Annotated in this window: 19 protein-coding genes and 1 other RNA gene; 14 read left to right on the plus strand and 6 right to left on the minus strand. The window is 72.0% G+C overall.

The window, feature by feature from the left end; translation table 11 throughout:
* Positions 1-188: 188 nt before the first annotated feature.
* The 4 genes from JK363_RS23350 (at position 189) to JK363_RS23365 (ending at position 5569) form a co-directional block, all read left to right on the plus strand.
* Positions 189-1859 carry a serine/threonine-protein kinase gene (locus tag JK363_RS23350; protein WP_201876993.1) on the plus strand — a complete coding sequence of 557 codons (1671 nt, stop codon included), beginning with the start codon at positions 189-191 and terminating at the stop codon, positions 1857-1859.
* Positions 1860-2090: 231 nt separating this feature from the next.
* Positions 2091-3404, plus strand: a complete 1314-nt coding sequence (locus JK363_RS23355; RefSeq protein ID WP_201876995.1) for a serine/threonine-protein kinase — start codon at positions 2091-2093, stop codon at positions 3402-3404.
* Positions 3405-3444: 40 nt separating this feature from the next.
* Entirely contained in the window at positions 3445-4551 is a 1107-nt protein-coding gene (prfB, locus tag JK363_RS23360; protein ID WP_201876996.1) for a peptide chain release factor 2, read from the plus strand.
* A 289-nt stretch (positions 4552-4840) separates the two neighbouring features.
* Positions 4841-5569, plus strand: coding sequence for an LPXTG cell wall anchor domain-containing protein (locus JK363_RS23365; protein WP_201876997.1), 729 nt, complete (start codon positions 4841-4843; stop codon positions 5567-5569).
* Positions 5570-5700: 131 nt separating this feature from the next.
* On the opposite strand, the gene JK363_RS23370 is transcribed toward JK363_RS23365, so the two are convergent.
* Positions 5701-5904 carry a hypothetical protein gene (locus tag JK363_RS23370; protein WP_201876998.1) on the minus strand — a complete coding sequence of 68 codons (204 nt, stop codon included), beginning with the start codon at positions 5902-5904 and terminating at the stop codon, positions 5701-5703.
* 328 nt (positions 5905-6232) lie between these two features.
* On the opposite strand from JK363_RS23370, the gene ftsE reads away from it, so the two are divergent.
* From ftsE to ssrA, 5 genes are all read left to right on the plus strand, one after another.
* On the plus strand, positions 6233-6922 hold the full coding sequence (gene ftsE, locus JK363_RS23375) for a cell division ATP-binding protein FtsE (protein WP_176182652.1): 690 nt from the start codon (positions 6233-6235) through the stop codon (positions 6920-6922).
* A 9-nt stretch (positions 6923-6931) separates the two neighbouring features.
* The gene (gene ftsX / locus JK363_RS23380) at positions 6932-7846 is read left to right on the plus strand and encodes a permease-like cell division protein FtsX (RefSeq protein WP_201876999.1); all 915 of its coding nucleotides are present in this window, start codon (positions 6932-6934) and stop codon (positions 7844-7846) included.
* Between the two features lie 68 nt (positions 7847-7914).
* On the plus strand, positions 7915-9120 hold the full coding sequence (locus JK363_RS23385; protein ID WP_201877000.1) for a S41 family peptidase: 1206 nt from the start codon (positions 7915-7917) through the stop codon (positions 9118-9120).
* A gap of 18 nt (positions 9121-9138) precedes the next feature.
* Positions 9139-9618: an SsrA-binding protein SmpB gene (gene smpB / locus JK363_RS23390; RefSeq protein WP_201877003.1), complete on the plus strand. Its 480-nt coding sequence runs from the start codon at positions 9139-9141 to the stop codon at positions 9616-9618.
* Positions 9619-9755: 137 nt separating this feature from the next.
* Positions 9756-10125: a transfer-messenger RNA gene (gene ssrA / locus JK363_RS23395) on the plus strand.
* 52 nt (positions 10126-10177) lie between these two features.
* On the opposite strand, the gene JK363_RS23400 is transcribed toward ssrA, so the two are convergent.
* Positions 10178-11080: a DUF2867 domain-containing protein gene (locus tag JK363_RS23400; protein WP_201877005.1), complete on the minus strand. Its 903-nt coding sequence runs from the start codon at positions 11078-11080 to the stop codon at positions 10178-10180.
* A gap of 51 nt (positions 11081-11131) precedes the next feature.
* Here JK363_RS23400 and JK363_RS23405 point away from each other — a divergent pair, with 51 nt between their 5' ends.
* Complete coding sequence (locus tag JK363_RS23405; protein ID WP_201877007.1) at positions 11132-11737, plus strand: TetR/AcrR family transcriptional regulator; 606 nt, start codon at positions 11132-11134, stop codon at positions 11735-11737.
* Positions 11738-11796: 59 nt separating this feature from the next.
* Positions 11797-13380 (plus strand): D-alanyl-D-alanine carboxypeptidase/D-alanyl-D-alanine endopeptidase, encoded by a 1584-nt coding sequence (gene dacB, locus JK363_RS23410; RefSeq protein ID WP_201877008.1) that lies wholly within the window; start codon positions 11797-11799, stop codon positions 13378-13380.
* A gap of 314 nt (positions 13381-13694) precedes the next feature.
* Here the strand turns inward: dacB and JK363_RS23415 are convergent, their stop codons facing one another.
* On the minus strand, positions 13695-16667 hold the full coding sequence (locus JK363_RS23415) for a glycoside hydrolase family 3 C-terminal domain-containing protein (RefSeq protein WP_443726305.1): 2973 nt from the start codon (positions 16665-16667) through the stop codon (positions 13695-13697).
* A 188-nt stretch (positions 16668-16855) separates the two neighbouring features.
* Positions 16856-18154: an MFS transporter gene (locus JK363_RS23420; protein ID WP_307821840.1), complete on the minus strand. Its 1299-nt coding sequence runs from the start codon at positions 18152-18154 to the stop codon at positions 16856-16858.
* Positions 18155-18217: 63 nt separating this feature from the next.
* Between JK363_RS23420 and JK363_RS23425 the strand changes: the two genes are divergently transcribed.
* Positions 18218-19231 carry a LysR family transcriptional regulator gene (locus JK363_RS23425; RefSeq protein ID WP_201877012.1) on the plus strand — a complete coding sequence of 338 codons (1014 nt, stop codon included), beginning with the start codon at positions 18218-18220 and terminating at the stop codon, positions 19229-19231.
* Here the strand turns inward: JK363_RS23425 and JK363_RS23430 are convergent.
* Together JK363_RS23430 and JK363_RS23435 are read right to left on the minus strand one after the other, a co-directional pair.
* Positions 19197-19481: a hypothetical protein gene (locus JK363_RS23430; RefSeq protein ID WP_201877013.1), complete on the minus strand. Its 285-nt coding sequence runs from the start codon at positions 19479-19481 to the stop codon at positions 19197-19199. The genes JK363_RS23425 and JK363_RS23430 overlap by 35 nt on opposite strands.
* Complete coding sequence (locus JK363_RS23435; protein WP_201877014.1) at positions 19478-19846, minus strand: DUF6247 family protein; 369 nt, start codon at positions 19844-19846, stop codon at positions 19478-19480. The genes JK363_RS23430 and JK363_RS23435 overlap by 4 nt, the downstream gene beginning before the upstream one ends.
* Before the next feature lie 252 nt (positions 19847-20098).
* Between JK363_RS23435 and JK363_RS23440 the strand changes: the two genes are divergently transcribed.
* Positions 20099-21532 (plus strand): nitrate/nitrite transporter, encoded by a 1434-nt coding sequence (locus tag JK363_RS23440; RefSeq protein WP_201877015.1) that lies wholly within the window; start codon positions 20099-20101, stop codon positions 21530-21532.
* A gap of 187 nt (positions 21533-21719) precedes the next feature.
* Entirely contained in the window at positions 21720-22946 is a 1227-nt protein-coding gene (locus JK363_RS23445) for a uroporphyrinogen-III synthase (protein WP_236076048.1), read from the plus strand.
* Positions 22947-22949 lie beyond the last annotated feature (3 nt).

Genomic DNA, 22949 nt, shown 5'->3' on the forward strand with positions numbered 1-22949 from the left:
CCAACTGCTCGGATCGCACGTCTTCCCCCCGAGTCGCGCGGTGAGCACAGAGCGGGAGACCGCTCCGGCTCCACTCGTGTGGTGATCAGTACGGAGGTCCGTCCGTCCCCATTACAGTGGGGCGGACGAGTACGACCCAGCAGTACAGCGACGCAAGCGATGAAGACCACGATCAGGGAGCGCATGACGTGCGGCCGGTAGGCAGCAAGTACCTGCTCGAGGAGCCGCTCGGACGCGGAGCCACGGGCACCGTCTGGCGAGCCAGCCAGCGGGAGACGGCGGGGGCCGAGGCCGCCGTGGCCGGGCAGCCCGGTGAGACCGTTGCGATCAAGGTCCTCAAGGAGGAGCTCGCGAACGACGCGGAGATCGTCATGCGCTTTCTCCGCGAGCGCTCCGTACTGCTCCGGCTCACCCACCCCAATATCGTGCGCACCCGTGACCTGGTGGTGGAGGGCGATCTGCTCGCCCTGGTCATGGATCTGATCGACGGCCCCGACCTCCACAACTACCTGCGCCGCAACGGCCCGTTCACCCCCGTCGCCGCGGCCCTCCTCACCGCCCAGATCGCCGACGCGCTCGCCGCCAGCCACGCCGACGGTGTGGTGCACCGCGACCTCAAGCCCGCCAACGTGCTGCTCGCGGGCACCGGTGAGGGCGAGGAAATGCACCCGATGCTGACCGACTTCGGCATCGCGCGGCTGGCCGACTCACCCGGTCTCACCCGCACCCAGGAGTTCGTCGGCACGCCGGCCTATGTGGCGCCGGAGTCCGCCGAGGGCCGTCCGCAGACGTCCGCGGTCGACATCTACGGCGCGGGCATCCTGCTGTACGAGCTGGTGACCGGCCGTCCGCCGTTCGCGGGCAACACGGCCCTGGAGGTGCTGCACCGGCATCTGAGCGAGGAGCCGCGCCGCCCCACCACCGTGCCCGAGCCGCTGTGGACGGTCATAGAGCGCTGTCTGCGCAAGAACCCCGACGAGCGCCCCAGCGCCGAGAACCTGGCCGGCGGCCTGCGCGTGGTCGCCTCGGGCATCGGGGTGCACGCCTCGCCCGCGCAGGCGGAGGCGGCGCTCGGCGTCGCCGCGCTGCTCGCGCCGGACCCGGCGCCCGCGCCGGTGCCGGACACCGCGCCCGCCGGCTCGGCCGACCCCACCCAGGCACTGCCGACCAACGCGCCCTCCTACGACCCGGCCGCGGCCACCAATGTGCTGCCCACCACCGGGCCGGACGCCGACCCCACCCAGGTGATGTCGCCCACCGGCTCCGGGCCCGGCGGCCCCGGGGACGCCGATCCGACGCGCGCGATGCCGCCCATGCCGCCCGGCAACCCCGGGGACGATCCGCACCCCTGGCAGAACCAGCTCCGCGCGGCCCGCGACCGCAATGAGCAGACGCAGGTCCAGCAGTACCTCGACCCGAACGACGACCCGCTGCGCCGCCGCCCCCAGCGCCGCCCGTCGCCGCAGCAGCCGCCGCAGCGCCCGCCGCAGCGTCAGCAGCGCCGCCCGCAGCCGGCGCCGTACCAGCAGCCGCAGCAGCCGCAGAACTACGCCCCGGCGCCGCACCACCCGCAGCAGCCGCAGCCGCAGCGCTACGCCCCGCCGCCGCAGCCGCCGCAGCCCGAACCGCGTCAGCCCCGGCAGCGCGGTTCCAACCCCAACCGGATGAAGATCCCGGGCCTGGGGTGCCTCAAGGGCTGCCTGTTCGTGATCGTGGTCCTGGTGGTGGGCTCCTGGCTGGTCTGGGAGTTGACCCCGCTCAAGGACTGGGTCGCCGAGGGCAAGAGCTACTGGGACGCCGTCTCCGGCTGGATCTCCGACGTCAAGCAGTGGATCTCCGACCTGGGCGGGCCGAGCTGACGGATCGACCGGCTGACGGACCGAGGTCGGCTGACGGACCGACCGGCTGACGGGACGTCCGGAACCGTCTCCGTTTCCGCTCCTCTACCGCCGACTTCGGAGATTTGTCGACATCCGAAGGGTGTTTTCCGCCGCAGAAGTGACAGTTGGCGTGGTCTGGCGCACCCAACGCGCCAGTAGCCGCGTAGCTTTGTCGCCAACGTGCCCCCTGTCGGAGGATTCGGAGCAGTCTTGTCACGGAAGATCGGCAGCCGGTACACCGCGCACCAGGTCCTGGGACGCGGCAGTGCCGGCACGGTGTGGCTGGGCGAAGGGCCCGAGGGCCCCGTCGCCATCAAGCTCCTGCGCGAGGATCTCGCCTCCGATCAGGAGCTGGTCGGCCGTTTCGTACAGGAGCGCACCGCGCTGCTCGGCCTCGACCACCCCCGGGTGGTCGGCGTGCGCGACCTGGTGGTCGACGGCAACGACCTGGCGCTCGTCATGGACCTGATCCGCGGTACGGATCTGCGCACCCGGCTGGACCGCGAGCGGCGGCTCCCCCCGGAGGCGGCGGTCGCCATCGCGGCGGACGTGGCCGACGCGCTGGCCGCGGCGCACGCCGCCGGGGTGGTGCACCGCGACGTCAAACCCGAGAACGTGCTGCTGGACATGCAGGGCCCACTGGGCCCCGGCGGCTCGCACCCCGCGCTGCTCACCGACTTCGGTATCGCGCGCCTGGTCGACGCCCCCAGCCGGATCCGCGAGCGGCAGCCCGCCCGTAGCCAGCAGCAGGGCCAGGGCCGCTCACCGAACCCGCACAGTGTCATCGGCACCCCGGACTATCTGGCCCCGGAGATCATCGAGGGGCTGCCGCCGCGCGCCAGCGTCGATGTGTACGCGCTGGCCACCGTGCTGTACGAGCTGCTGGCCGGGTTCACCCCGTTCGGCGGCGGCCACCCCGGCGCGATCCTGCGCCGCCATGTGACCGAGACCGTGGCGCCGCTGCCCGGAATCCCCGACGAGCTGTGGCAGCTGCTCCTCCAGTGCCTGGCCAAGGCGCCTGCCTCCCGGCTGCGCGCCTCCGAGCTGGCCACGAGGCTGCGCGAGGTGCTGCCGAGCCTGGCCGGATATCCCCCGCTGGATATCGACGAGCCCGATGAGCAGGCGGAGGAGGAGGGCGGGAGCGGCTACGAGGAGCCCGCCCGGACCCCGGCCGCCGGGCAGCCGCCGCGGCGGCGCGGCGCGGTGCCGCTGGTCCCCGGCGCCGTACCCGACTCCAGCCGGGAGACCCACACCAGCATGCGGGTGCCCAGCGCCGACGAGCTCGCGGGCGGCGCCCACGGCACCGCGCGCGCCCCTCGGATGCACGGCCAGCGCCGGGCGGGCTCGGCCCGTAACCGGCCCTCGGAGGCGGTGCGCCGCCGCCGGGTGAAGGCCGCGGTGGTCTCGGTGGCGGCGCTGATCGCGATCGCGGTGGGCGGATGGCTGGCCACCGGCGGCGACGACGGCGGCGATCCGCCCAAGGGCGGGGAGCACTCCAGCTCCCAGGACGCCGGGACTCCCTGACCGGGGTCGGTCAGTCTTCCGCAGCGGTTACGCTGGTGCCGTGGCAGTCGTCGATGTATCCGAAGAGCTGAAGTCCCTCTCCTCGACCATGGGGTCGATCGAGGCCGTCCTGGACCTCGAGAAGATGAGGGCCGACATCGCCGTGCTCGAGGAGCAGGCGGCGGCCCCGTCCCTGTGGGACGACCCGGAGAACGCGCAGAAGATCACCAGCAAGCTCTCCTATCTCCAGGGGCAGCTGCGCCGGACCGAGGAGCTGCGCGGCCGTATCGACGATCTCGAGGTGCTCTTCGAGCTCGCCGAGGCCGAGGGCGACGATGACGCCCGCGCCGAGGCCGAGACCGAGCTCGAGGCCGTGCGCAAGGCCGTCGACGAGATGGAGGTGCGCACCCTCCTGTCCGGCGAGTACGACGCCCGGGAGGCGGTCGTCAACATCCGCGCCGAGGCGGGCGGTGTCGACGCCGCCGACTTCGCCGAGCAGCTTCAGCGGATGTATCTGCGCTGGGCCGAGCGCCATGGCTACAAGACCGAGGTCTACGAAACCTCGTACGCGGAGGAGGCCGGCATCAAGTCGACCACCTTCGCCGTCCAGACCCCGTACGCCTACGGCACCCTCTCGGTCGAGCAGGGCACCCACCGGCTGGTGCGGATCTCGCCGTTCGACAACCAGGGCCGCCGCCAGACGTCGTTCGCGGGCGTCGAGGTGCTGCCGGTGGTCGAGCAGACCGACCACATCGAGATCGACGAGTCCGAGCTGCGGGTCGATGTCTACCGCTCCTCCGGCCCCGGCGGCCAGGGCGTCAACACCACCGACTCCGCCGTGCGGTTGACTCACATCCCGACCGGCATCGTGGTCTCCTGCCAGAACGAGCGCTCGCAGATCCAGAACAAGGCCACCGCGATGAACGTCCTCCAGGCGAAGCTGCTCGAGCGCCGCCGCCAGGAGGAGCAGGCCAAGATGGACGCGCTCAAGGGCGACGGCGGCAACTCCTGGGGCAACCAGATGCGTTCCTACGTCCTGCACCCGTACCAGATGGTCAAGGACCTGCGGACCGAGTTCGAGGTGGGCAATCCGCAGGCGGTGCTCGACGGCGAGCTGGACGGATTTCTCGAAGCGGGGATCCGCTGGCGGAAGCAGCAGGAGAAGTAGGACCGAGCGGTCCCCAAGTGACCGCGTCGGCGCCCTTTTTGGTCACAGTCCTGTACCCATGCATCACTCAAGGAAATGCATACGGGACATCTCGTACGGAAATGACCTTGACGGTGATTTCAGAACGGGGAAGGCTGACGCGCGGCATGCGTATGTCTTGGGGCGCGTGTGAACGGGGACCAGCGGACCGCCAGTTGTGGCGGGGACCGCGGACTATGACACCCCGGCGGCCGTGGCCCCGTGCATAGCTGCTCCATTGACGAGTACAGCTACTGGGGGTAGCAGGCAGATGACGAAGAAGACGCGGCTGCGGATTGCGCGCATAGCCGCCGGCGCGGTGATCGCCGCCGGTGCGTCGCTCACCGCCGCCGGCGCCGCATCGGCCGTGGGTGTGGACGTCGGCATCGGTGGCGTCGAAGCCTCGGTCAACGCCGATGACCAGGGTGTGGACGTCGGCGCGAGTGTCGGCAATCCCGACCCGACCGACGAGCCCACGGACGACCCGACCTCGATTCCGACGGACCCGCCGACCGATGAGCCGACGGACCCGCCCACGGACGAGCCCACTGACCCGCCCACGGACGATCCCACGGTCCCGCCCACGGGTGAGCCGACGGACCCGCCGACCGGTGAGCCGACGGACCCGCCCACGGGTGAGCCCACCGACCCGCCGACCGATGAGCCGACGGACCCGCCCACGGGTGAGCCCACCGACCCGCCGACCGATGAGCCGACCGACGAGCCCAGCTCGCCCGCCCCGGGCGGTGGCGGCGGCCACGACGGCGGCGACGACTCCAACACCTGCACGGTGGATCTCGACAGCACCAACTGCGACGACAACACGGACACCGACAACGTCGGTTCCAAGCCGGTCGAGCAGGGCAAGGCCAAGGAGCAGCTGGCCGAGACCGGTGCCGGTGAGACCACGTTCCTGCTGGTCGGCGCCGCGACGATGATCGCGGGCGGTATCGGCTTCCGCTTGATGCCGCGGCTGGTCAACCGCAACAACGTGGCCTGATCACAGACCGTAGACACAATCGGACCTGATACTCACGGTCCGTAAGCACGACGAGGGGCCCGGAGCGCTGCAGAGCTCCGGGCCCCTCGTCGTGCCGTGGTAGGTCTGGGTGTGCGGCCGGCGACCGAACGTCACGCCGCGGCGGTGGCCACCTCGTGGGCCAGCAGGGCCACCGCGATCAGCGCCACCAGCAGTGCTATCAGGGCGGCCGGCGTCAGCCCGCCGAAAAGGCCGTCCTGCTGCGCCAGGCGCTCCCTGCTTGCCCGGCAGACCGGGCAGCGGCCCTCGCTGACCGGGCTCGCGCAGTTGGCGCAGACGAGCCTGTCATACGTCATGCGCTTTCTCCTCCCGCACGGCGGTGCCGCAGTAGACACGGGCCCAACGCTCAGGGAAATCGGTTGGTTCCCCTTCCACTGTGCCAGCTTCCGCCCGGTTCGGCGCGCCCCGCACGATTCCGTGCCGTATCCGTACCGGTTCCGTGGCCACATCGGATGGCTCAGTGGTCAGTTTGTCAACCGTTTGCCCCCAATAGTGCCGTGAATAAACGCACCAAGGCGGATCGGCGCTGCGCGCTTGCACGCGGTTCGCGTATGGTCACGCTCACCGACGGGAGCCGCTCAGGCAGCTGCCCGTACCGCTACCCAGGTCGACCGTGGTGCTTCAGTGATCCGATTCGACAACGTATCCAAGACCTACCCCAAGCAGACCCGTCCCGCACTCCGGGATGTCTCGCTCGAGATCGAGAAGGGCGAGTTCGTCTTTCTGGTGGGCTCCTCGGGGTCGGGAAAGTCCACCTTTCTGCGGCTCCTCCTCCGAGAGGAGCGGGCCAGCCATGGTGCGGTCCATGTGCTGGGCAAGGATCTCGCGCGGCTGTCCAACTGGAAGGTGCCGCATATGCGCCGCCAGCTGGGGACGGTCTTCCAGGACTTCCGGCTGCTCCCCAACAAGACGGTCGGCGAGAACGTGGCCTTCGCGCTCGAGGTGATCGGCAAGCCCCGTGCCGCCATTCGCAAGACCGTGCCCGAGGTGCTCGACCTGGTGGGCCTGGGGGGCAAGGACGACCGGATGCCCGGTGAGCTCTCCGGCGGTGAGCAGCAGCGTGTGGCCATTGCGCGCGCGTTCGTCAACCGTCCGATGCTGCTGATCGCCGACGAGCCGACCGGCAACCTGGACCCGCAGACCTCCGTCGGGATCATGAAGCTGCTGGACCGGATCAACCGGACCGGCACCACCGTCGTGATGGCCACGCACGACCAGCAGATCGTGGACCAGATGCGTAAGCGCGTGATCGAACTTGAGAAGGGCCGTCTCGTCCGCGACCAGTCCCGCGGCGTCTACGGCTACCAGCACTGAAAGGACGCCATGCGCGCCCAGTTCGTCCTGTCGGAGATCGGCGTCGGTCTCCGCCGTAATCTCACGATGACCTTCGCGGTGATCGTCTCCGTCGCCCTCTCGCTCGCCCTGTTCGGCGGGTCCCTGCTCATGCGCGAGCAGGTGAGCACGATGAAGGGCTACTGGTACGACAAGGTCAACGTCTCGATCTTCCTCTGCAACAAGAACGACAAGGAGTCGTCCTCGGCCAACTGCGCCAAGGGGGCGGTCACGGAGGCCCAGAAGAAGGAGATCCGCTCCGAGCTCAAGCAGATGAACGTCGTGGAGTCGGTGCACTTCGAGACGAGTGAGGAGGCGTACAAGCACTACAAGGAGCAGTTCGGGGACTCGCCGCTCGCCGACTCGCTGACCCCGGATCAGATGCAGGAGTCCTTCCGGGTCAAGCTGAAGGACCCCGAGCGCTATGACGTGATCTCCACCGCCTTCGCCGCCCGACCAGGGGTGCAGGAGGTGCAGGACCAGAAGAAACTGGTCGACGACCTCTTCAACCTGCTCAACGGCATGAACTTCGCGGCGCTCGCGGTGATGACGCTGATGCTGGTCGTCGCGCTGATGCTGATCGTCAATACGGTCCGGGTGTCGGCGTTCAGCCGCCGCCGGGAGACCGGGATCATGCGACTGGTCGGCGCGTCCAGCTTCTATATCCAGATGCCGTTCATCATGGAGGCCGCCATCGCGGGGCTGCTGGGCGCGGGCTTCGCCTGCGTACTGCTGGTCAGCGGGCAGTACTTCCTGGTCAACAACTGGCTGGTGAACAAGATCGACGTGATCAACTTCATTGGCTGGGACGCGGTGCTCGCCAAGTTGCCGCTGGTGCTGGCGATTGGGCTGCTGATGCCCGCTCTCGCGGCGTTCTTCGCCCTCCGCAAGTACCTCAAGGTGTGACATTCGCCTAGGGCGCCGTAGCGGACAACCCGCCGTACGGCGCCCATGGGTGCCCTACACTCACCGGCATGTCGGGCCCGTGTTTGTTCGTCCAACCCCGCCGCATTCGCCGTGGGGCAGCCCTGACATTGATCTTCGTGAGCGTGCTGGCCACCGGCGCTGCTGTCGGCTCCTGGGACGCCGAGGCGGAGAACGGACATGGCCCAGCGGCGGACCGGATACCGGCGCAGGCGGTCGTCGGCTCCGTGGAGAGCGACGAGGTGAAGGCGGCCGCGGCCGCGGCCCAACAGGACGGCAAGTCCGGCTCCCAGGCCGCCCGTGAGGTGGTGAGCCGCAGCGGCGACCGGTGGGGCGCCGTCTACAGCGCCCGTGAGTACGAGGGATTCCGGCGCAACCTCGACGGTGTCTACGTGGGCACCGGGATCTCCGCCCGCCTCGGCCGCGAGGGCCGGATCGAGGTCGACCGGGTCCAGCCCGGCAGCCCCGCCCGCGAGGCCGGGATCCGCGCCGGCGACCGGCTGTTGACCATCGACGGCGTGCGGGTCACCGGGCGCCCCGTCACCGATGTGGTGGCCCGGCTGCGCGGCCGGGCGGACGCGCGGGCCGTGGGCACATCCGTGACTCTCGGACTGCGGCGCGACGGACACAGCCGGCAGGAGACCCTGCACCGGGCCAAGCTGGCCACCGAGCCGGTGACCGTGGACCGCATCGGCGGTCCGGACGCCGGCGCCGTACGGATCAAGGTCGACTCCTTCACCCGGGGCTCGGGCGAGCGGGTCCGGCGCGCGGTACGGCAGGTCCCGGCGGGCGAGGGCATCCTGCTCGACCTCCGCGGCAACTCCGGCGGGCTGGTCACCGAGGCGGTGACCGCCGCCTCCTCCTTCCTCGACGGTGGTCTGGTCGCCACCTATGACGTCCGCGGTGAGCAGCGCGTTCTCGACGCCCAACCGGGCGGGGACATCGACAGCCCGCTGGTGGTCCTGGTCGACGGCGGCACCATGAGCGCCGCCGAGCTGCTCACCGGCGCCCTCCAGGACCGTGGCCGCGCCGTGGTCGTCGGCTCCCGGACCTTCGGCAAGGGCTCGGTGCAGATGCCCAGCGAGCTGCCGGACGGCTCGGTCGCCGAGCTCACCGTCGGTCACTACCGCACTCCGGCCGGTCGCAATGTGGACGGGGAGGGCATCTCCCCGGACCTGGCGGTCAAGGGCGACGACGGACCGGGCGCCGAGGCCCGGGCGCGCACAGTATTGAGTGGCCTCGGGGGCGGGTCCTAGTGCGACAATGTCTTCGCTATGGCTAAAGAGACGGGTCGCAAGCTGATCGCGCAGAACAAGAAGGCGCGGCACGACTACCACATCCTGGACACGTACGAGTGCGGTCTGGTGCTCACCGGGACCGAGGTGAAGTCGCTGCGCCAGGGGCGAGCCTCGCTCGCGGACGGCTTCGCCCAGCTCGACGGTGGCGAGGCATGGCTGCACAACGTGCACATCCCCGAATACAGCCAGGGGACCTGGACCAACCACGCCGCGCGGCGCAGGCGGAAGCTGCTGCTGCACCGGGCGGAGATCGACAAGCTGATCGGCAAGACCCAGGAGACCGGGCACACCCTCGTTCCGCTGGCCCTGTACTTCAAGGACGGCCGGGCCAAGGTCGAGGTCGCCCTCGCCAAGGGCAAGAAGGACTACGACAAGCGCCAGACCCTCCGCGAGAAGCAGGACCGCCGCGAGGCGGACCGCGCGATCTCCGCCGCCCGCCGCCGCCAGCGGGCCTGACCTGACCTGGCCGGGAGCGGCGTCGCGTACGGTGCCCCGGCGGCGGGAATGATGTGGCCGCATAGCGCGTTGTTCACCTATGATGGCTGCACGCACACCCCCTCCGCGGGGTGGGTGTCACCTTGAAAACACCACATGGGGATGATCGGTTTCGACAGCGGCTGTCGAAGCAGGGGAAGCGAGCCGAGGAAGCGGCAATGATCTCGTAAACCATATGTCGCAACCAATAATCGCCAACACCAAGCGCGATTCCTTCGCCCTCGCTGCCTAAGTAGCGACTTGCGAAGTGTCAGCCCGGGGATGTTCCCGACCCGGATCCTGGCATCAGCTAGGGAACTAAACCGCTAAGCCCGGTCACGGGGCGTAGCGGGAAAACAAACAGTGACTGAGCCCGTCGGAGACTTGTCCGTGTGATCTCCGGGGCCGAGAAAAGCACAGCGGACTGCGCTCGGAGAAGCCCTGTTTCCGCACCGGTGGACGCGGGTTCGATTCCCGCCATCTCCACTCATCCCATGTACGACGAGGGCCCCGCCGAAAGGCGGGGCCCTCGTCGTTCTGATCAGCCCCGCCACCCCGCCCGCAGGGCGCGTTCTCCGGTGCTCGGCGCGGCCAGCGCCAGTCTGCGGTGGGTGCGGCGGAGCATCATGCGGGCCATGGCCGGGTGTATGTGCCTGACCACGCCGAAGTAGAGGCGCCCGCGCGTGTTGTGCGTCCGTACGACCGTGCTGAGCGTGACATGGCCGGACTCGACGAGGATGGACGCCCGGAAATCCAGATGTCCGGCGTCCTCGCCCAGCAGCACCTCGCCGTCCGCGCGGCCCTTGACGGGGAAGGAGGCGCCCCGCAGCACACCCCGCCATGCCTCCGGGTCCCGCGGCATCCCCGGGTGGAGCTCCATCCGCCAGGCGTCGGAGAAGTCGGTCCGCTCGAAGGCCGCGCGGGCCAGCCGGGCACCGGCCGGGACCGGTGCCGCGACGGGCTGGTCCCACAGCAGCCGGTGGAGCAGCCGGACATACGGCGACCAGAGGAGGGGAGCCCGGTGCGTCCCGGCCGCCACCCGCTCGATGTTGTCGAAGATCTCCTCGACCACGATGTCGTGCGCCCACCGGATGGCCAGCGCCCACACCAGTCGCTGCGCGCTGCGCTGCCGCTGTTCCAGTACATGGCGGACCCGGCACCGGCCGGGATCCAGCGGCTCCACGGTCAGTTCATGGAAGCCGCCCTCGTCCGACGGGAAGTCGAACCGGATCCGTCGGCCCGGCTCGTAGGCCGTGACCGTGTAGCGGACGAAGCCGTGGCCGCCCTCGGCGCCGACGCCGAGCGGGCGGTCGAAGCGCATCGGCGGCCAAGCCGGGGTCGGCCAGATCGGATCGTGCTCGGAGGAGAGTCGGTCGAGCAGGGCTCCGACCGCTTCCGCTGAAGCATCGATGGTGCGTTCGTGGATGTTGCGGACCGTACGCATGGGTACCGTGCACCTCCATACGCTGCCGTATGTTTTGCCGTACGGTACCGTATGGTCATGGTGGAGCGGCGAGCGAGGGCCCCCCGAAGCGGCGGCGCGAAGCGGCGATTGAGCGCGGGGGACTGGGCGGACGCGGCGCTCACCGCGATCGGCGAAGGCGGGCTCGCGGCCGTCGCCGTCGAACCGCTGGCCGCCCGGCTGGGAGCCACCAAAGGCAGCTTCTACTGGCACTTCCCCCATCGGGAGGCGCTGATCGAGGCCGCGCTCGCCCGCTGGGAGGAGACCTCCACCGAGGCGATCATCGCCAGGCTGGCGAGCGAACCGGATCCCGAGCGACGGCTGCGCAGGCTGTTCGCGGAGGCGACCGAGGCCGTCGCGAAGGACCCGCTCGAGGTCTCCCTGCTGGCCACCGCCGCCCATCCGCAGGTCGCCGCGGTGCTGGGGCGGGTGAGCGAGCGCAGGATCGGCTATCTGGCGCAGCTCTTCACCGAACTGGGCTTTCCGCCGGACGACGCGCGCCGCCGGGGCCTGCTGGCCTACGCCGGTTTCCTCGGGCATACCCAGCTGATCCACGCGGTGCCCCAGGCGCTTCCGGTCGACGAGGACTGGACCCGTCATCTGGAGTCGGTCATCGCCACGCTGCTGCGCCGGGACTGACCCGCGGCGCTGTGCGGCGTACTGTCGCCACGGTCCGCGGTGCGGGATCCTCCCATGGCATGAGGAGACCCGAGAGTCGTGTGAACCGCCGTACGCGCGCCTGGATCTGGTCCATTGTCATCGGGCTGGCCTGCACGCTCAGTTGGAGCTCCCCGGCCGGTGCGGACACCTCCCGCCCCGGACTCGGTGGGGCCATCGACACCATCCTCGACGACCCGTTGCTGAAGGGCGGCGCCGCCGGGGTGGTGGTCGCCGACGCCAAGAGCGGTGCCGTGCTCTACCGGCACCGGCCCGACGACCGGCTGATACCCGCCTCCAACACCAAGCTGCTCACCTCCGCCGCCGCCATGGGGGTGCTCGGCCGCGAACACCGCTTCCGCACCGATGTGCTGACCGACGGCACCCGCCACGGCCGGGTACTCCGCGGCGATCTCTATCTGCGCGGCAGCGGCGATCCGACGCTGCTCGCCGCCGACTACGAGCGGCTGGCCAGGTCGGTCGCGGACGCCGGGATCCGCCGGGTGACCGGGCGGCTGATCGCCGACGACACCCGGTTCGACGCCCAGCGGGTCGGCCGCTCCTGGGCCGCCGACGACGAGTCGTCGTACTACGCGGCCCAGATCTCGGCCTTGAGCGTGGCGCCGGACACCGACTACGACGCGGGCAGCGTCATCGTCGAGACCTCCCCGGGCGCCCGGCCCGGCGCCCGGCCGACGGTCACGCTCACCCCGAAGACCTCGTACGTACGCGTCGTGAACCGCGCCACCACCGGTGCCGCGGGCAGTGGCAGCACCCTCACCGTCGAGCGGGGCCACGGCTCCAACACCATCACCCTCAGCGGCAGCGTCCCCGCCGGGGCGGCGCCCGCCAAGGAGTGGGTCAGCGTCTGGGAGCCCACCGGCTATGCCGCCGCCGTCTTCGCCGACGCGCTGGAACGGCACGGCGTGCGTGTCGCCGGGGACACCCGGCTGGGCCGGGCCACCCCGGACGGCGCCCGGCCGCTCGCCACCCACCGCTCCATGCCGTTGAAGCGACTGCTGATCCCGTTCATGAAGCTGTCCAACAACATCCACGCCGAGGTGCTCACCAAGGCCATCGGCGACAAGACGGCGGGGCGCGGCACCTGGACCGCCGGTCTGGCCGGCGTCTCCGACTGGCTGAAGAAGCAGGGCGTGGACGTCGGCACACTGCGTCAGGTGGACGGTTCGGGGCTGTCCCGGATGGACAACGTGGCGGCCGGGCACTTCAGCGAACTGCTGCTCGCGGTACGGCACCAGTCCTGGTACGCCGACTGGTACGCCTCGCTGCCGGTGGCCTGCGACCCCGACCGCCTCGTGGGCGGCACCCTGCGCTCACGGATGTGCGGCACCCCGGCCGCGGGCAACGCGCGCGGCAAGACCGGCACCCTGACCGGTGCCTCCGCGCTCTCCGGATACGTCACCGACGCGGACGGCAGGGAACTGGTCTACAGCGTGGTGCTCAACAACTTCCTCGCGCCGTCGGTGAAGAGCCTGGAGGACGCGATCGTGGTCACGCTGGCGAAGTCCGGCAAGGACGGCGCGTCGGCGACCCGCCCCCGCGCCGTCCGATCGGGCGTGCCCCAGAGCCTGGAATGCGCCTGGGTCAAGCCGCGCCCCTGCTGAGGCGCGCTCGGCGCGCCGAGTACCGGGACGCCGCCGGGCGTCGCTGCCGCCGCCCGGCGGCGCCTCGCTGAAGTCCGGTGCGGTTCGGGTGCGCCCCGAAGGGGCGCGGGGCTGTGCCGATGTGCGGCTCCGCCGCGGCTGTGTCGATGTGCGGCTCCGCCGCGTGGGCGACCAGCCACGACGCAGCCGCGGACGAATGACGGCACCTCGCGGCACTTCCCGCGGAGCGCTGAGCCGGGCCGAGCCGGGCGGCCGCGGTCCCGCAGGTGCCGCGTCCGGGGCCGGGGCCCCGGACGCGGGCTGCGCCCGCTTCCTCAGCGGAGCGAGAACGTGCTGAGGCGCAGCCCCTTGCCGAGGATCAGGTGGACATCGCGGCGGCCCGCGGCGGCGGTCAGGCGGGCGGTCACCGTGCGGTAGGTGTAGCGGGAGCCCGTGCTCGGGACGCGGGCCGTGGCGGCGAGCGGGCCGGTCGGGGAGCCGAGGCGGACCTCCACCGTGGACGCGCCCGGGGTCTCCTTCGCCGCCCGTACGGTGAAGACCGACGCGCCGCCGCCCAGGTCCGCGTCGCGGAAGACGAGGCGGCCGCCGTGCGGGCCCGAGGCGACCGCGTCACCGCGCACCTTGGCGGCGTCGACCAGCCGGGTGCCCGTGTAGTCGTCGAAGTCCGCCGCCCGGGTGCGCCGTGACAGATCGCGGGCCGGGATCGTCTCGCCCCGTACCGTCCACGTCGTGCGGGTGCGGATATCGGCCGAGGAGGCGCCCACCATCAGGTCGTGGACACCGCTCTCCACGACCCACCGGCCCCGGGTGACATCCCAGTGCGCCAGATCGGCGGTGCGCAGCGGCAGCCGGACCGTCTTCGTCCCGCCGGGCTCCAGCGACACCCGCCGGAACGCCCGCAGCCGCAGCCGCGGCTGCTTGTCCCGGGAGACCCGCTGGTGGGTGTAGAGCTGGACGACCTCGTCGCCCGCCCGGGACCCGGTGTTGGTGACCGGGACCTCGACCCCGCCCGGGACCCGCTTCACCTGGCCGTAGCGGAAGTCGGTGTACGACAGGCCGTGGCCGAAGGGGTAGAGCGGACGGCCGCGGAAGTACTGGTAGGTGCGGTCGGAGCGGATGATGTCGTAGTCGAGGATGCCCGGCAGGTCCCGCTGCGAGCGGTACCAGGTCTGGGTGAGCCGACCGGCCGGGTTCACCCCGCCGAAGAGGACGTCGGCGAGGCCATGGCCGGTCTCCTGGCCCGCGTGGGTGGTCCACAGCAGCGCCGGGGCGTGCGCCTTCTCCCAGTTGAGGGTGGTGGGGTAGCTGTTCTCGACCACCACGACGGTGCGCGGGTTGGCCCGCTTGACCGCCCTGACCATCCTCTCCTGCTGCCGGGCGAGCCCCATGTCGGTGCGGTCGTGGTCCTCCTTGCCGTTGATGAGCGGCATCGAACCGACGACCACGACCGCGGCGTCCGCGCCGCGCGCCGCCTCGGCCGCCTCCCGCGCCCCGTCGCGCCGGACCTCCCGCGTGTAGCGGGTGGCGTTCTCGGCGGTGACGAGGGCGAGGGTGCCGTCCTCGCGCGCCGCGAGGTACTTCTTGTCGCCGAACCAGCTCTCCTGTGCGTCATAGCCCGCGTAGCGCAGCAGATACCTGCCGTCGGGCTGCCGCTCCAGCCGGAACTGCTGCTGGACGAACCAGCCGTTGGGCTCGGTCTGGTCGTTGACGAAGGTGCCGCCTTCGTGCAGTCCGACGTACCGGTCGTTGGCCACGGCCCGCAGGGCCACCACCCCGCCGCCCCAGTCGAAGACGTCGAACTGCTCGGCCGCCCCGGACGGGGTGGCACTCTCCTTGAGCGGGGCCCCGGCGGCGCCGCCGCCCGCGGTGATGTAGCGGCCGTTCGCCGCGTTCCGCAGCGCGATGCGGTCCACGCCCTCGCGGCTGGTGACGGTGCCGGAACCGGACTTCGCCAGCCGCTCGGCGATGCCCTTCTTCGGTGTGACCTTGTAGGGCGGGGTGCCGGAGTACCAGTCGGTGTAGAGGGTGTCGGCCAGCGGACCGACGACCGCGACCCGCCGGGTCCGCGCCGGATCCAGCGGCAGGGTCCTGTTGTGGTTCTTCAGCAGCACCATCGCCTTGGCCGCCGTCTCCCGCGCCAGCGCGCGGTGGGCCGGGCTGTTGATGACCGACGGGCCGATGTCGCCGTAGGGACCGCCGCCGGGGTCGAACTCGCCCAGCCGGATACGGAGGGAGAGGACGTGGCGGACGGCGCGGTCCACCTCCGCGACGGTGATCAGCCCCTGGTCCAGCGCGCTGCGGAGCGCGGCCCGGGTGGGGCCGGGGTCGGTGTTGTCGTTGGTGAAGCTGTCGATGCCCGCCTTCAGGGCGGCGGCATCCGCCTCGGCGGGGGTGGCGTAGTAGTTCTGCACCCCGGGCAGCAGATTGCCCGGCGCCTGGGCGTCGGTGACATGGAACAGATCGCGTTGGGTCCAGCGGCGCACGGTGTGGTTCAGATCCGGATTGACCGTGTTGGGGCGGCCGTTGACCAGGTTGTACGCCGACATCACTCCGGTCGCGGCATCGGCGGCGATCGCGGGCCGGAACGCCTCCTCGTCGTACTCGTGCTTGACGCGGGGGCGGAGGTCGGAGGAGGTGGTGGTGCGGTTCACCTCGTTGTTGTTGGCGAGGTAGTGCTTGAGAGTGGGCGCGGTCTTGAGGTGGCCGGGGTCGTCGCCCTCCAGCCCCTTGCCGTACGCGGTGGAGATGGCGCCGGTCAGGAACGGGTCCTCGGAGTAGCCCTCCTCATTGCGGCCCCAGCGTGGATCGCGCAGCAGATTGACCACCGGTGCCCAGACATTGAGTCCCCAGCCCGGCGGACGCTCCCGCTGGAAGCCGCGGGTCTCGTCGCCCACGGCAGAGCCGACCCGCCGCATCAGCGCGGGGTCCCAGGCCGAGGCGAGCCCGATGGCCTGCGGGAAGACGGTGGCCTCGCCCAGCCAGGCCACCCCGTGCAGGGCCTCGGTGCCGGTCTTGAACGACCGGATGCCGAGGCGGGGGATGGCGGGCTGGTACTGGTGCAGCAGGGAGATCTTCTCGTCCAGGGTGAGCCGGTCCAGCAGATCGTCCACGCGCTCGCGCAGCGGCAGCCGCGGATCGCGGAACGGAAGGCCGGTCTGCGCCCCGGCCGGGGTCGGGCCTGCGGGTGGTAAGCCGGTCAACAGGGCGGCGGCCAGGGCGGATGCGGCGAGTGCGCGGAGGGCCGCGCGGCGGCGGTGTGGCCGGGCGGCGGTGCCTGTCACGAACACGTACGTCCCCTCGGGTAGCGGCGGTTCGACGTCCGGGCGCGAAAACCGCACCGTAGCGCCGCCCACCACCCACCCGCGCTCCCCACACCCGCGCGTTGCCCCCATCGGCCCAGCGGTGGGGCCTCCCGGCCGGGGATGAGGGGGCGCCCCGGGCCCCGGGCGGACACCGTCGCCGGGGCAACGGCCCGTCAGACCACCACTCCGGCCCGGCGTCGGGTGGCGCGTCGGCCCGCGAGGGCCGCGGTCAGGGCCAGGGTGGCGGCTGTGGCGGGGGTGGCGTAGGCGGAGACGGTGCCCAGGTGGTCGGCGGCCCAGCCGCCTGCCGCCGCGCCCGCGGAGATGCCGATGAGCAGGCCGGTGTAGACCGTGGTCATCCCCTCGTTGAGACGGGCGGCCGGGACCAGTCGGTGGACCAGGGACATCCCGGTGATCATCGTGGGCGCCGTGGCCATGCCCGCCAGGAAGAGCAGCGGGGCCAGGGCCACCAGGCTGTCCGCCGCCAGCAGCGGAAGGACGGCCACGGCCATGGCGGCCACGCCCGCCACCAAGCGGGCGGACAGCGAACCCCGCAGCGGAAGCGCCCCGAAGACCAGCCCCGCCACGCACGATCCGGCCGCCTGGAGGGCGAGGACGGCGCCGCTTACGGAGGCGCCGCCGAGGGACCGTACGGTGGCGACCGTCGCGACCTCCATGGAGCCGAACACCGCGCCCGTCGCCAGGAAGGTGAGCAGCAGGGCCCGCACCCCCGGGGTGCGCGTCAGCGGGACGGCGCGCTCCCCGGCGGCGGGCCGCGGGTGCGGCGGCGGCTCGGTGCGGCGCTGGGCGGCGAACAGCAGGGTGCCGGTCACCAGCAGCACCGCCGCCGTGAGCAGCCCGGCCTCCGGGAAGACCGCCGTGCACAGCACCATGGCCAGTGCCGGGCCCGCCATGAAGCACACCTCGTCCACGACCTGCTCGAACGAGGCGGCCGTGTGCCGGGCGGCCGCGTTGTCGTGGTGCAGCGCGGCCCAGCGGGCGCGGGTCATCGAACCGAGGCTGGGGACACCGGAGGAGCCCGCCGCGCACAGGAACAGCGCCCAGGCCGGGGCGTCGTGGTGGACGCACAGCACCATCGCGGTGGCGCCCAGCGCGAACACCACCACGGCGGGCACCGCGACCCTCGCCTGTCCGTACCGGTCCACCAGTCGCCCGAGCAGCGGTCCGGTCAGCGCCGTGACCGCCACCCCGGTCGCCGAGACGGCGCCCGCCAGCGCGTAGGAGTCCCGCGCCATGGCGATCATGAGCACATGGGCGACGCCGAGCATCGCCCCCGGCAGCCGTCCGACCAACGCCGCCAGCGTGAAGGCCAGGGCACCGGGGGCGGCGAAGAGCCGTCCGTACGGGGCGAGGAACGCCGGGGCGCGGGCCGGGCGACGACGACGGGCCCGGCGCCGGGGCGGCGGCGGAACACGGCGGACGACGGGCCGGGAGGCAAGGAAAAGGATCACCCCTTTACGGTCCCGGCCGCCCCTGTGCCCCGTCCAACACCTGATCGGGCCCCATTGACGCATATGGGTTGTCAATATGGAGGAGTGAACCGGGACATCGAACCGCGGCTGCTGCGGGCCTTCGCCGCCGTCGCCGACGAGCTGCACTTCACGCGTGCCGCCGCCCGCCTCTACGTGGCACAGCAGGCGCTGAGCCGCGACATCCGGCGGCTGGAACGGGAGCTCGGCGCGGAGCTGTTCGTCCGTACCACCCGTCAGGTCGCGCTGACCGCGGAGGGCGAGCGGCTGCTGCCGTACGCGCGGCGGGTGCTGGCGGCGCAGGACGAGCTGGCCGCCGCCGTGGGCGGCGGAACCGGCCGTCCGCTGCTGGTGGACGTGGGCGCCCCGGTCAGCACCGGCAGCCGGGTGCTGGACGAGGCGCGGCGGCGGCTCACCGCCGACACCGAACTGGTGGCCCGCTACCACAGCGGGCTGACCGGCGCCGCCGTCGAACTGCTCGACGGGCGCCTGGACGTCTCCTTCGGCCGCGCCCGGGGGCTGGACCCGGCCGTGCTGGCCGGTCTTGAGCACCGCCCGGTGCGCTACGAACGGATCGCCGTCGTGCTGCGCGAGGACCATCCGCTCGCCCACCGGGAGCGGATCCCGCTGGCCGCGCTCGCGGGGGAGACCCTCTACGCCGCGGCGGGCAACGCCGCCACCGCCGAGTGGACGGATCTGGCCGGGCAGTTGTTCGCGGGGCGGGGGATCGCGATGGCCGAACCGTTCCCGGAGATCGAGGGCGACGCGGAGTTCATCCGGGTGGTGACCAAACGGCGCTGGTCGGTGCTGGCGAGCGAGGTGTTCATCGACCTGCCCGGTACGGTGCTGCGCCCGCTCATCGACCCGGTGCCGCTCTCACCGGTCTCCATCGTCTGGCGCAAGGGCCTGCGCCACCCCGGCCTGACCGCCCTGCTCACCGCCGCCCATGACCTCGGCGCCCGCCACCGCTGGCTGGACCACCCCCGTAACGCCTGGCTCCCGCGCCCGGAGGCAGGCTCGGCTCTCAGAGATCCGCGTACGGCGGAACAACACGGGTGATGATGATGAACCGCAGACGTGGCACGGCGAGGAAGTAGAGCCATCCGTCGCCGCCGATGCCGAGGCGCCGCAGCCCGCCCGGCACGCCTGCCTGGGGCCCCTTGCCGATGTCGGTGACATCGACGCCCAGGGCCGCGAGTTCGGTCAACTCGTTCGCGATGCGCTCGACTTCGGTGATCAGGTGGCCGGGCAGTCCGGCGACGACATGAGCCTCGTCGGGGTCGTACTCCCAGCGCCACGCGTCGCTCACGCGTCTCCTCGCTTCACCCCGGCCTCGGCGAACGCGGCATCCAGGATCCGGCCGATCTCGGTGGCGGCCTCGCGGACCTGGACGATGTCGTCCGAGCTCGCCACGAGCGTCTCGAGGGTGCGCAGTCGCTCGGCGCGTGCAGGGTGTCGGGCGATCGCCACATAGACCGACCACTGCCGGGTGAACCGGCGCAGCGGCGCCGCGCTCACTTCCGCGCGCGCCTCACGCAGGGCTTCCGCGCGCTCGGCGTCGAAGGCGGCCAGCGATGACGGCGCGATGCGCGCCACTGCCGCGCGCAGCGCTTCCGGGGTGTCGGCCGGTTGTCCGGGCAGGGGGTCGTACGGCTGATCCGGCTGTGTGCTCATACGGTCCTCCGGAGGGGCGGCCGGGGCGGGTGGTGCACAGGCACGCTACCGGGTGCGGCCCCGCGCCGCGTATGGGACGGCGTAGGTGCCACCGCCCCGGGCGACCCCGGAACGCTTCCGCCCGCGCGCCCTCACCGCCTCGCGCCCCGCCGGGTGAGAGCAAGGTTTCGCCGGTGTCACCTGCCGCCACAGGTCGGTAATGCGCCGTCCCTAGCGTCGGGCAGTGACACCGAGCACCGTGGAGGCGCCGCGATGACTGCCCCGACCACCACCGCACGCAAGGGGGGCCGCTGGATCGAGCAGTGGGACCCGGAGGACGAGACCTTCTGGCGGGAGACCGGCCGCCGGACCGCCACCCGCAATCTGGTCTTCTCCATCCTCTCCGAGCACATCGGCTTCTCTCTGTGGAGCCTGTGGTCGGTGATGGTCCTGTTCATGGGCCCCGAGTACGGCGTGGACCCGGCCGGGAAGTTCTTCCTGGTCGCGATACCGACCCTGGTCGGCGGAGTGCTGAGGGTGCCGTACACCTTCGCGGTGGCCCGCTTCGGCGGGCGCAACTGGACGGTGGTGAGCGCCGCGCTGCTGCTCGTCCCGGCCGTCGCCGCCGCCGTGGTGATGGAGCCCGGCACCTCGTACACCACGTTCATGGTGGTCGCGGCGCTCACCGGGGTGGGCGGCGGGAACTTCGCCTCCTCCATGACCAACATCAACTCCTTCTACCCGCTGCGCAAGAAGGGCTGGGCGCTCGGCCTCAACGCCGGGGGCGGCAACATCGGCGTGCCCGTGATCCAGCTCGTCGGCCTGCTGGTCATCGGTACGGCCGGAGCCGCCCATCCGCGGATCGTGCTCGCCGTCTACATCCCGCTCGTCGTGGTGGCGGCGGTGCTCGCGGCGCTGTTCATGGACAACCTGGCGCCGGTGCGCAATGACACCGGGGCGGTCCGGGAGGCGGCCCGCGACCCGCACACCTGGATCATGGCGCTGCTCTACGTCGGCAGCTTCGGCTCGTTCATCGGCTACAGCTTCGCCTTCGGTCTGGTGCTCCAGAACCAGTTCGACCGCACCCCGCTCCAGGCCGCCTCGCTCACCTTCATCGGCCCGCTGCTCGGCTCGCTCATCCGCCCGATCGGCGGGCGGCTCGCCGACACCTACGGCGGGGCGCGGATCACGCTGGTGAACTTCGCCGCCATGGCCGCCGCGACCCTCGTGGTCGTCTACGCCTCCGCCCAGCGCTCCCTGGGGATCTTCCTCACCGGGTTCATCGCCCTGTTCGTCCTCAGCGGTCTGGGCAACGGCTCCACCTACAAGATGATCCCGGGCATCTTCCAGGCGAAGGCCGTCGCCCGGGGTCTGACGGGGGAGCGGGCCGCGGCCTACGGGCGGCGGCTGTCCGGCGCGGCGATGGGGCTGATCGGGGCGGTCGGCGCGATCGGCGGGCTGGGGATCAACCTCGCCTTCCGGGAGGCGTTCCTGACCGGCCACTCCGGCACCCCCGCCTTCGTCTCCTTCCTCGCCTTCTACGCCCTGTGCTCCGCGGTCACCTGGGCCGTATACCTGCGCGGCACCCGCGCGGCGGCGCCGTCCGCCGCGGCCGGGGACGGGGCTGGCACCGCCGGGGACGGTGCGCAGCCGGCCGGGACGCATGATCCGCAGGGTCGGCGGCAACCCGCCTACGCGGATATCTGAGCCGCGGGCCCACGGCTGACGGCCCCATGGGTCCGTGGCCCGCGCGGGGGAAGTGCGGCCGGTGGGAAGCCACCGGTCGTACACCCCGTTACACCTGGGTAACCTCCGCGAACCGCGACCGTCATGGGACGGCGGCAGGATGCGGAGTCCGGAGGCGCGCATACGACAGTGAATCGGGACGAGAGCCATGCACCGAGACCAGACCACCGCGGCGGGCGGCACCCCCGTCCGTCGTCCTCCGGCCCCCGGGGGGACCGCCGGGGACGCCCCCGTGGGCCCGCTGGCCGGGTTCACCGTCGGTGTCACCGCGGCCCGCCGGGCGGACGAGCTCGGGGCCCTGCTGCGGCGCCGCGGCGCCGAGGTGATGCACGCGCCCGCGCTGCGCATCGTCCCGCTCGCCGACGACTCCGAGCTGCTCGCGGCCACCAAGCACCTGCTCGACCACGCCCCCGACGTGGTCGTGGCGACCACCGCCATCGGCTTCCGCGGCTGGGTCGAGGCGGCCGACGGCTGGGGTCTTGGGGAGGCCCTGCTCGACCGGCTGCGCGGCGTCCGGCTGCTGGCCCGCGGGCCCAAGGTGCGCGGCGCGATCCGCGCCGCCGGGCTCACCGAGGAGTGGTCACCGGCCTCGGAGTCGATGGCCGAGGTACTGGACCGGCTGCTGGAGGAGGGCGTCGACGGCCGCCGGATCGCCGTCCAGCTGCACGGCGAACCGCTGCCCGGCTTCGTGGAGTCGCTGCGCGCCGGGGGAGCGGAGGTGGTCGGGGTGCCGGTCTACCGCTGGATGCCGCCGGAGGACATCGGCCCCGTGGACCGGCTGCTGGACGCCACCGTCGCCCGTGCCCTGGACGCCGTCACCTTCACCAGCGCCCCCGCCGCCGCGAGCCTGCTGGACCGGGCCGAACAGCGGGGGATGCGCGAGGAGTTGCTCGACGCGCTGCGCCACGATGTGCTGCCCGCGTGCGTCGGCCCGGTGACCGCGCTGCCGCTGGAGGCCCACGCCATTCCCACCAGTCAGCCCGAACGGTTCCGGCTCGGACCGCTCGTCCAGCTGCTGTGCCATGAACTCCCCGGCCGGGTACGGCCGTTGCCGGTGGCCGGGCGGCGGCTGGAGATCCGTGGCCATGCCGCGGTCGTCGACGGCGAGTTGCGCACCGTGCCGCCCGCGGGCATGGCCCTGCTGCGCACCCTGGCACGCCGCCCCGGCTGGGTGGTCTCCCGTGCCGAGCTGCTGCGCGCGCTGCCGGGCTCCGGGCGCGACGAGCACGCGGTGGAGACGGCGATGGCCCGGCTGCGAACGGCGCTGGGCGCCCCGAAGCTCATCCAGACCGTGGTCAAACGCGGCTACCGGCTGGCACTGGACCCCGCCGCCGACACCAAGTACACCGACGGCCCCGGAGCCGACAAGCACTGAGCC

It is taken from the genome of Streptomyces coffeae (assembly GCF_016741875.1).
Classification (GTDB): Bacteria; Actinomycetota; Actinomycetes; order Streptomycetales; family Streptomycetaceae; genus Streptomyces; species Streptomyces coffeae.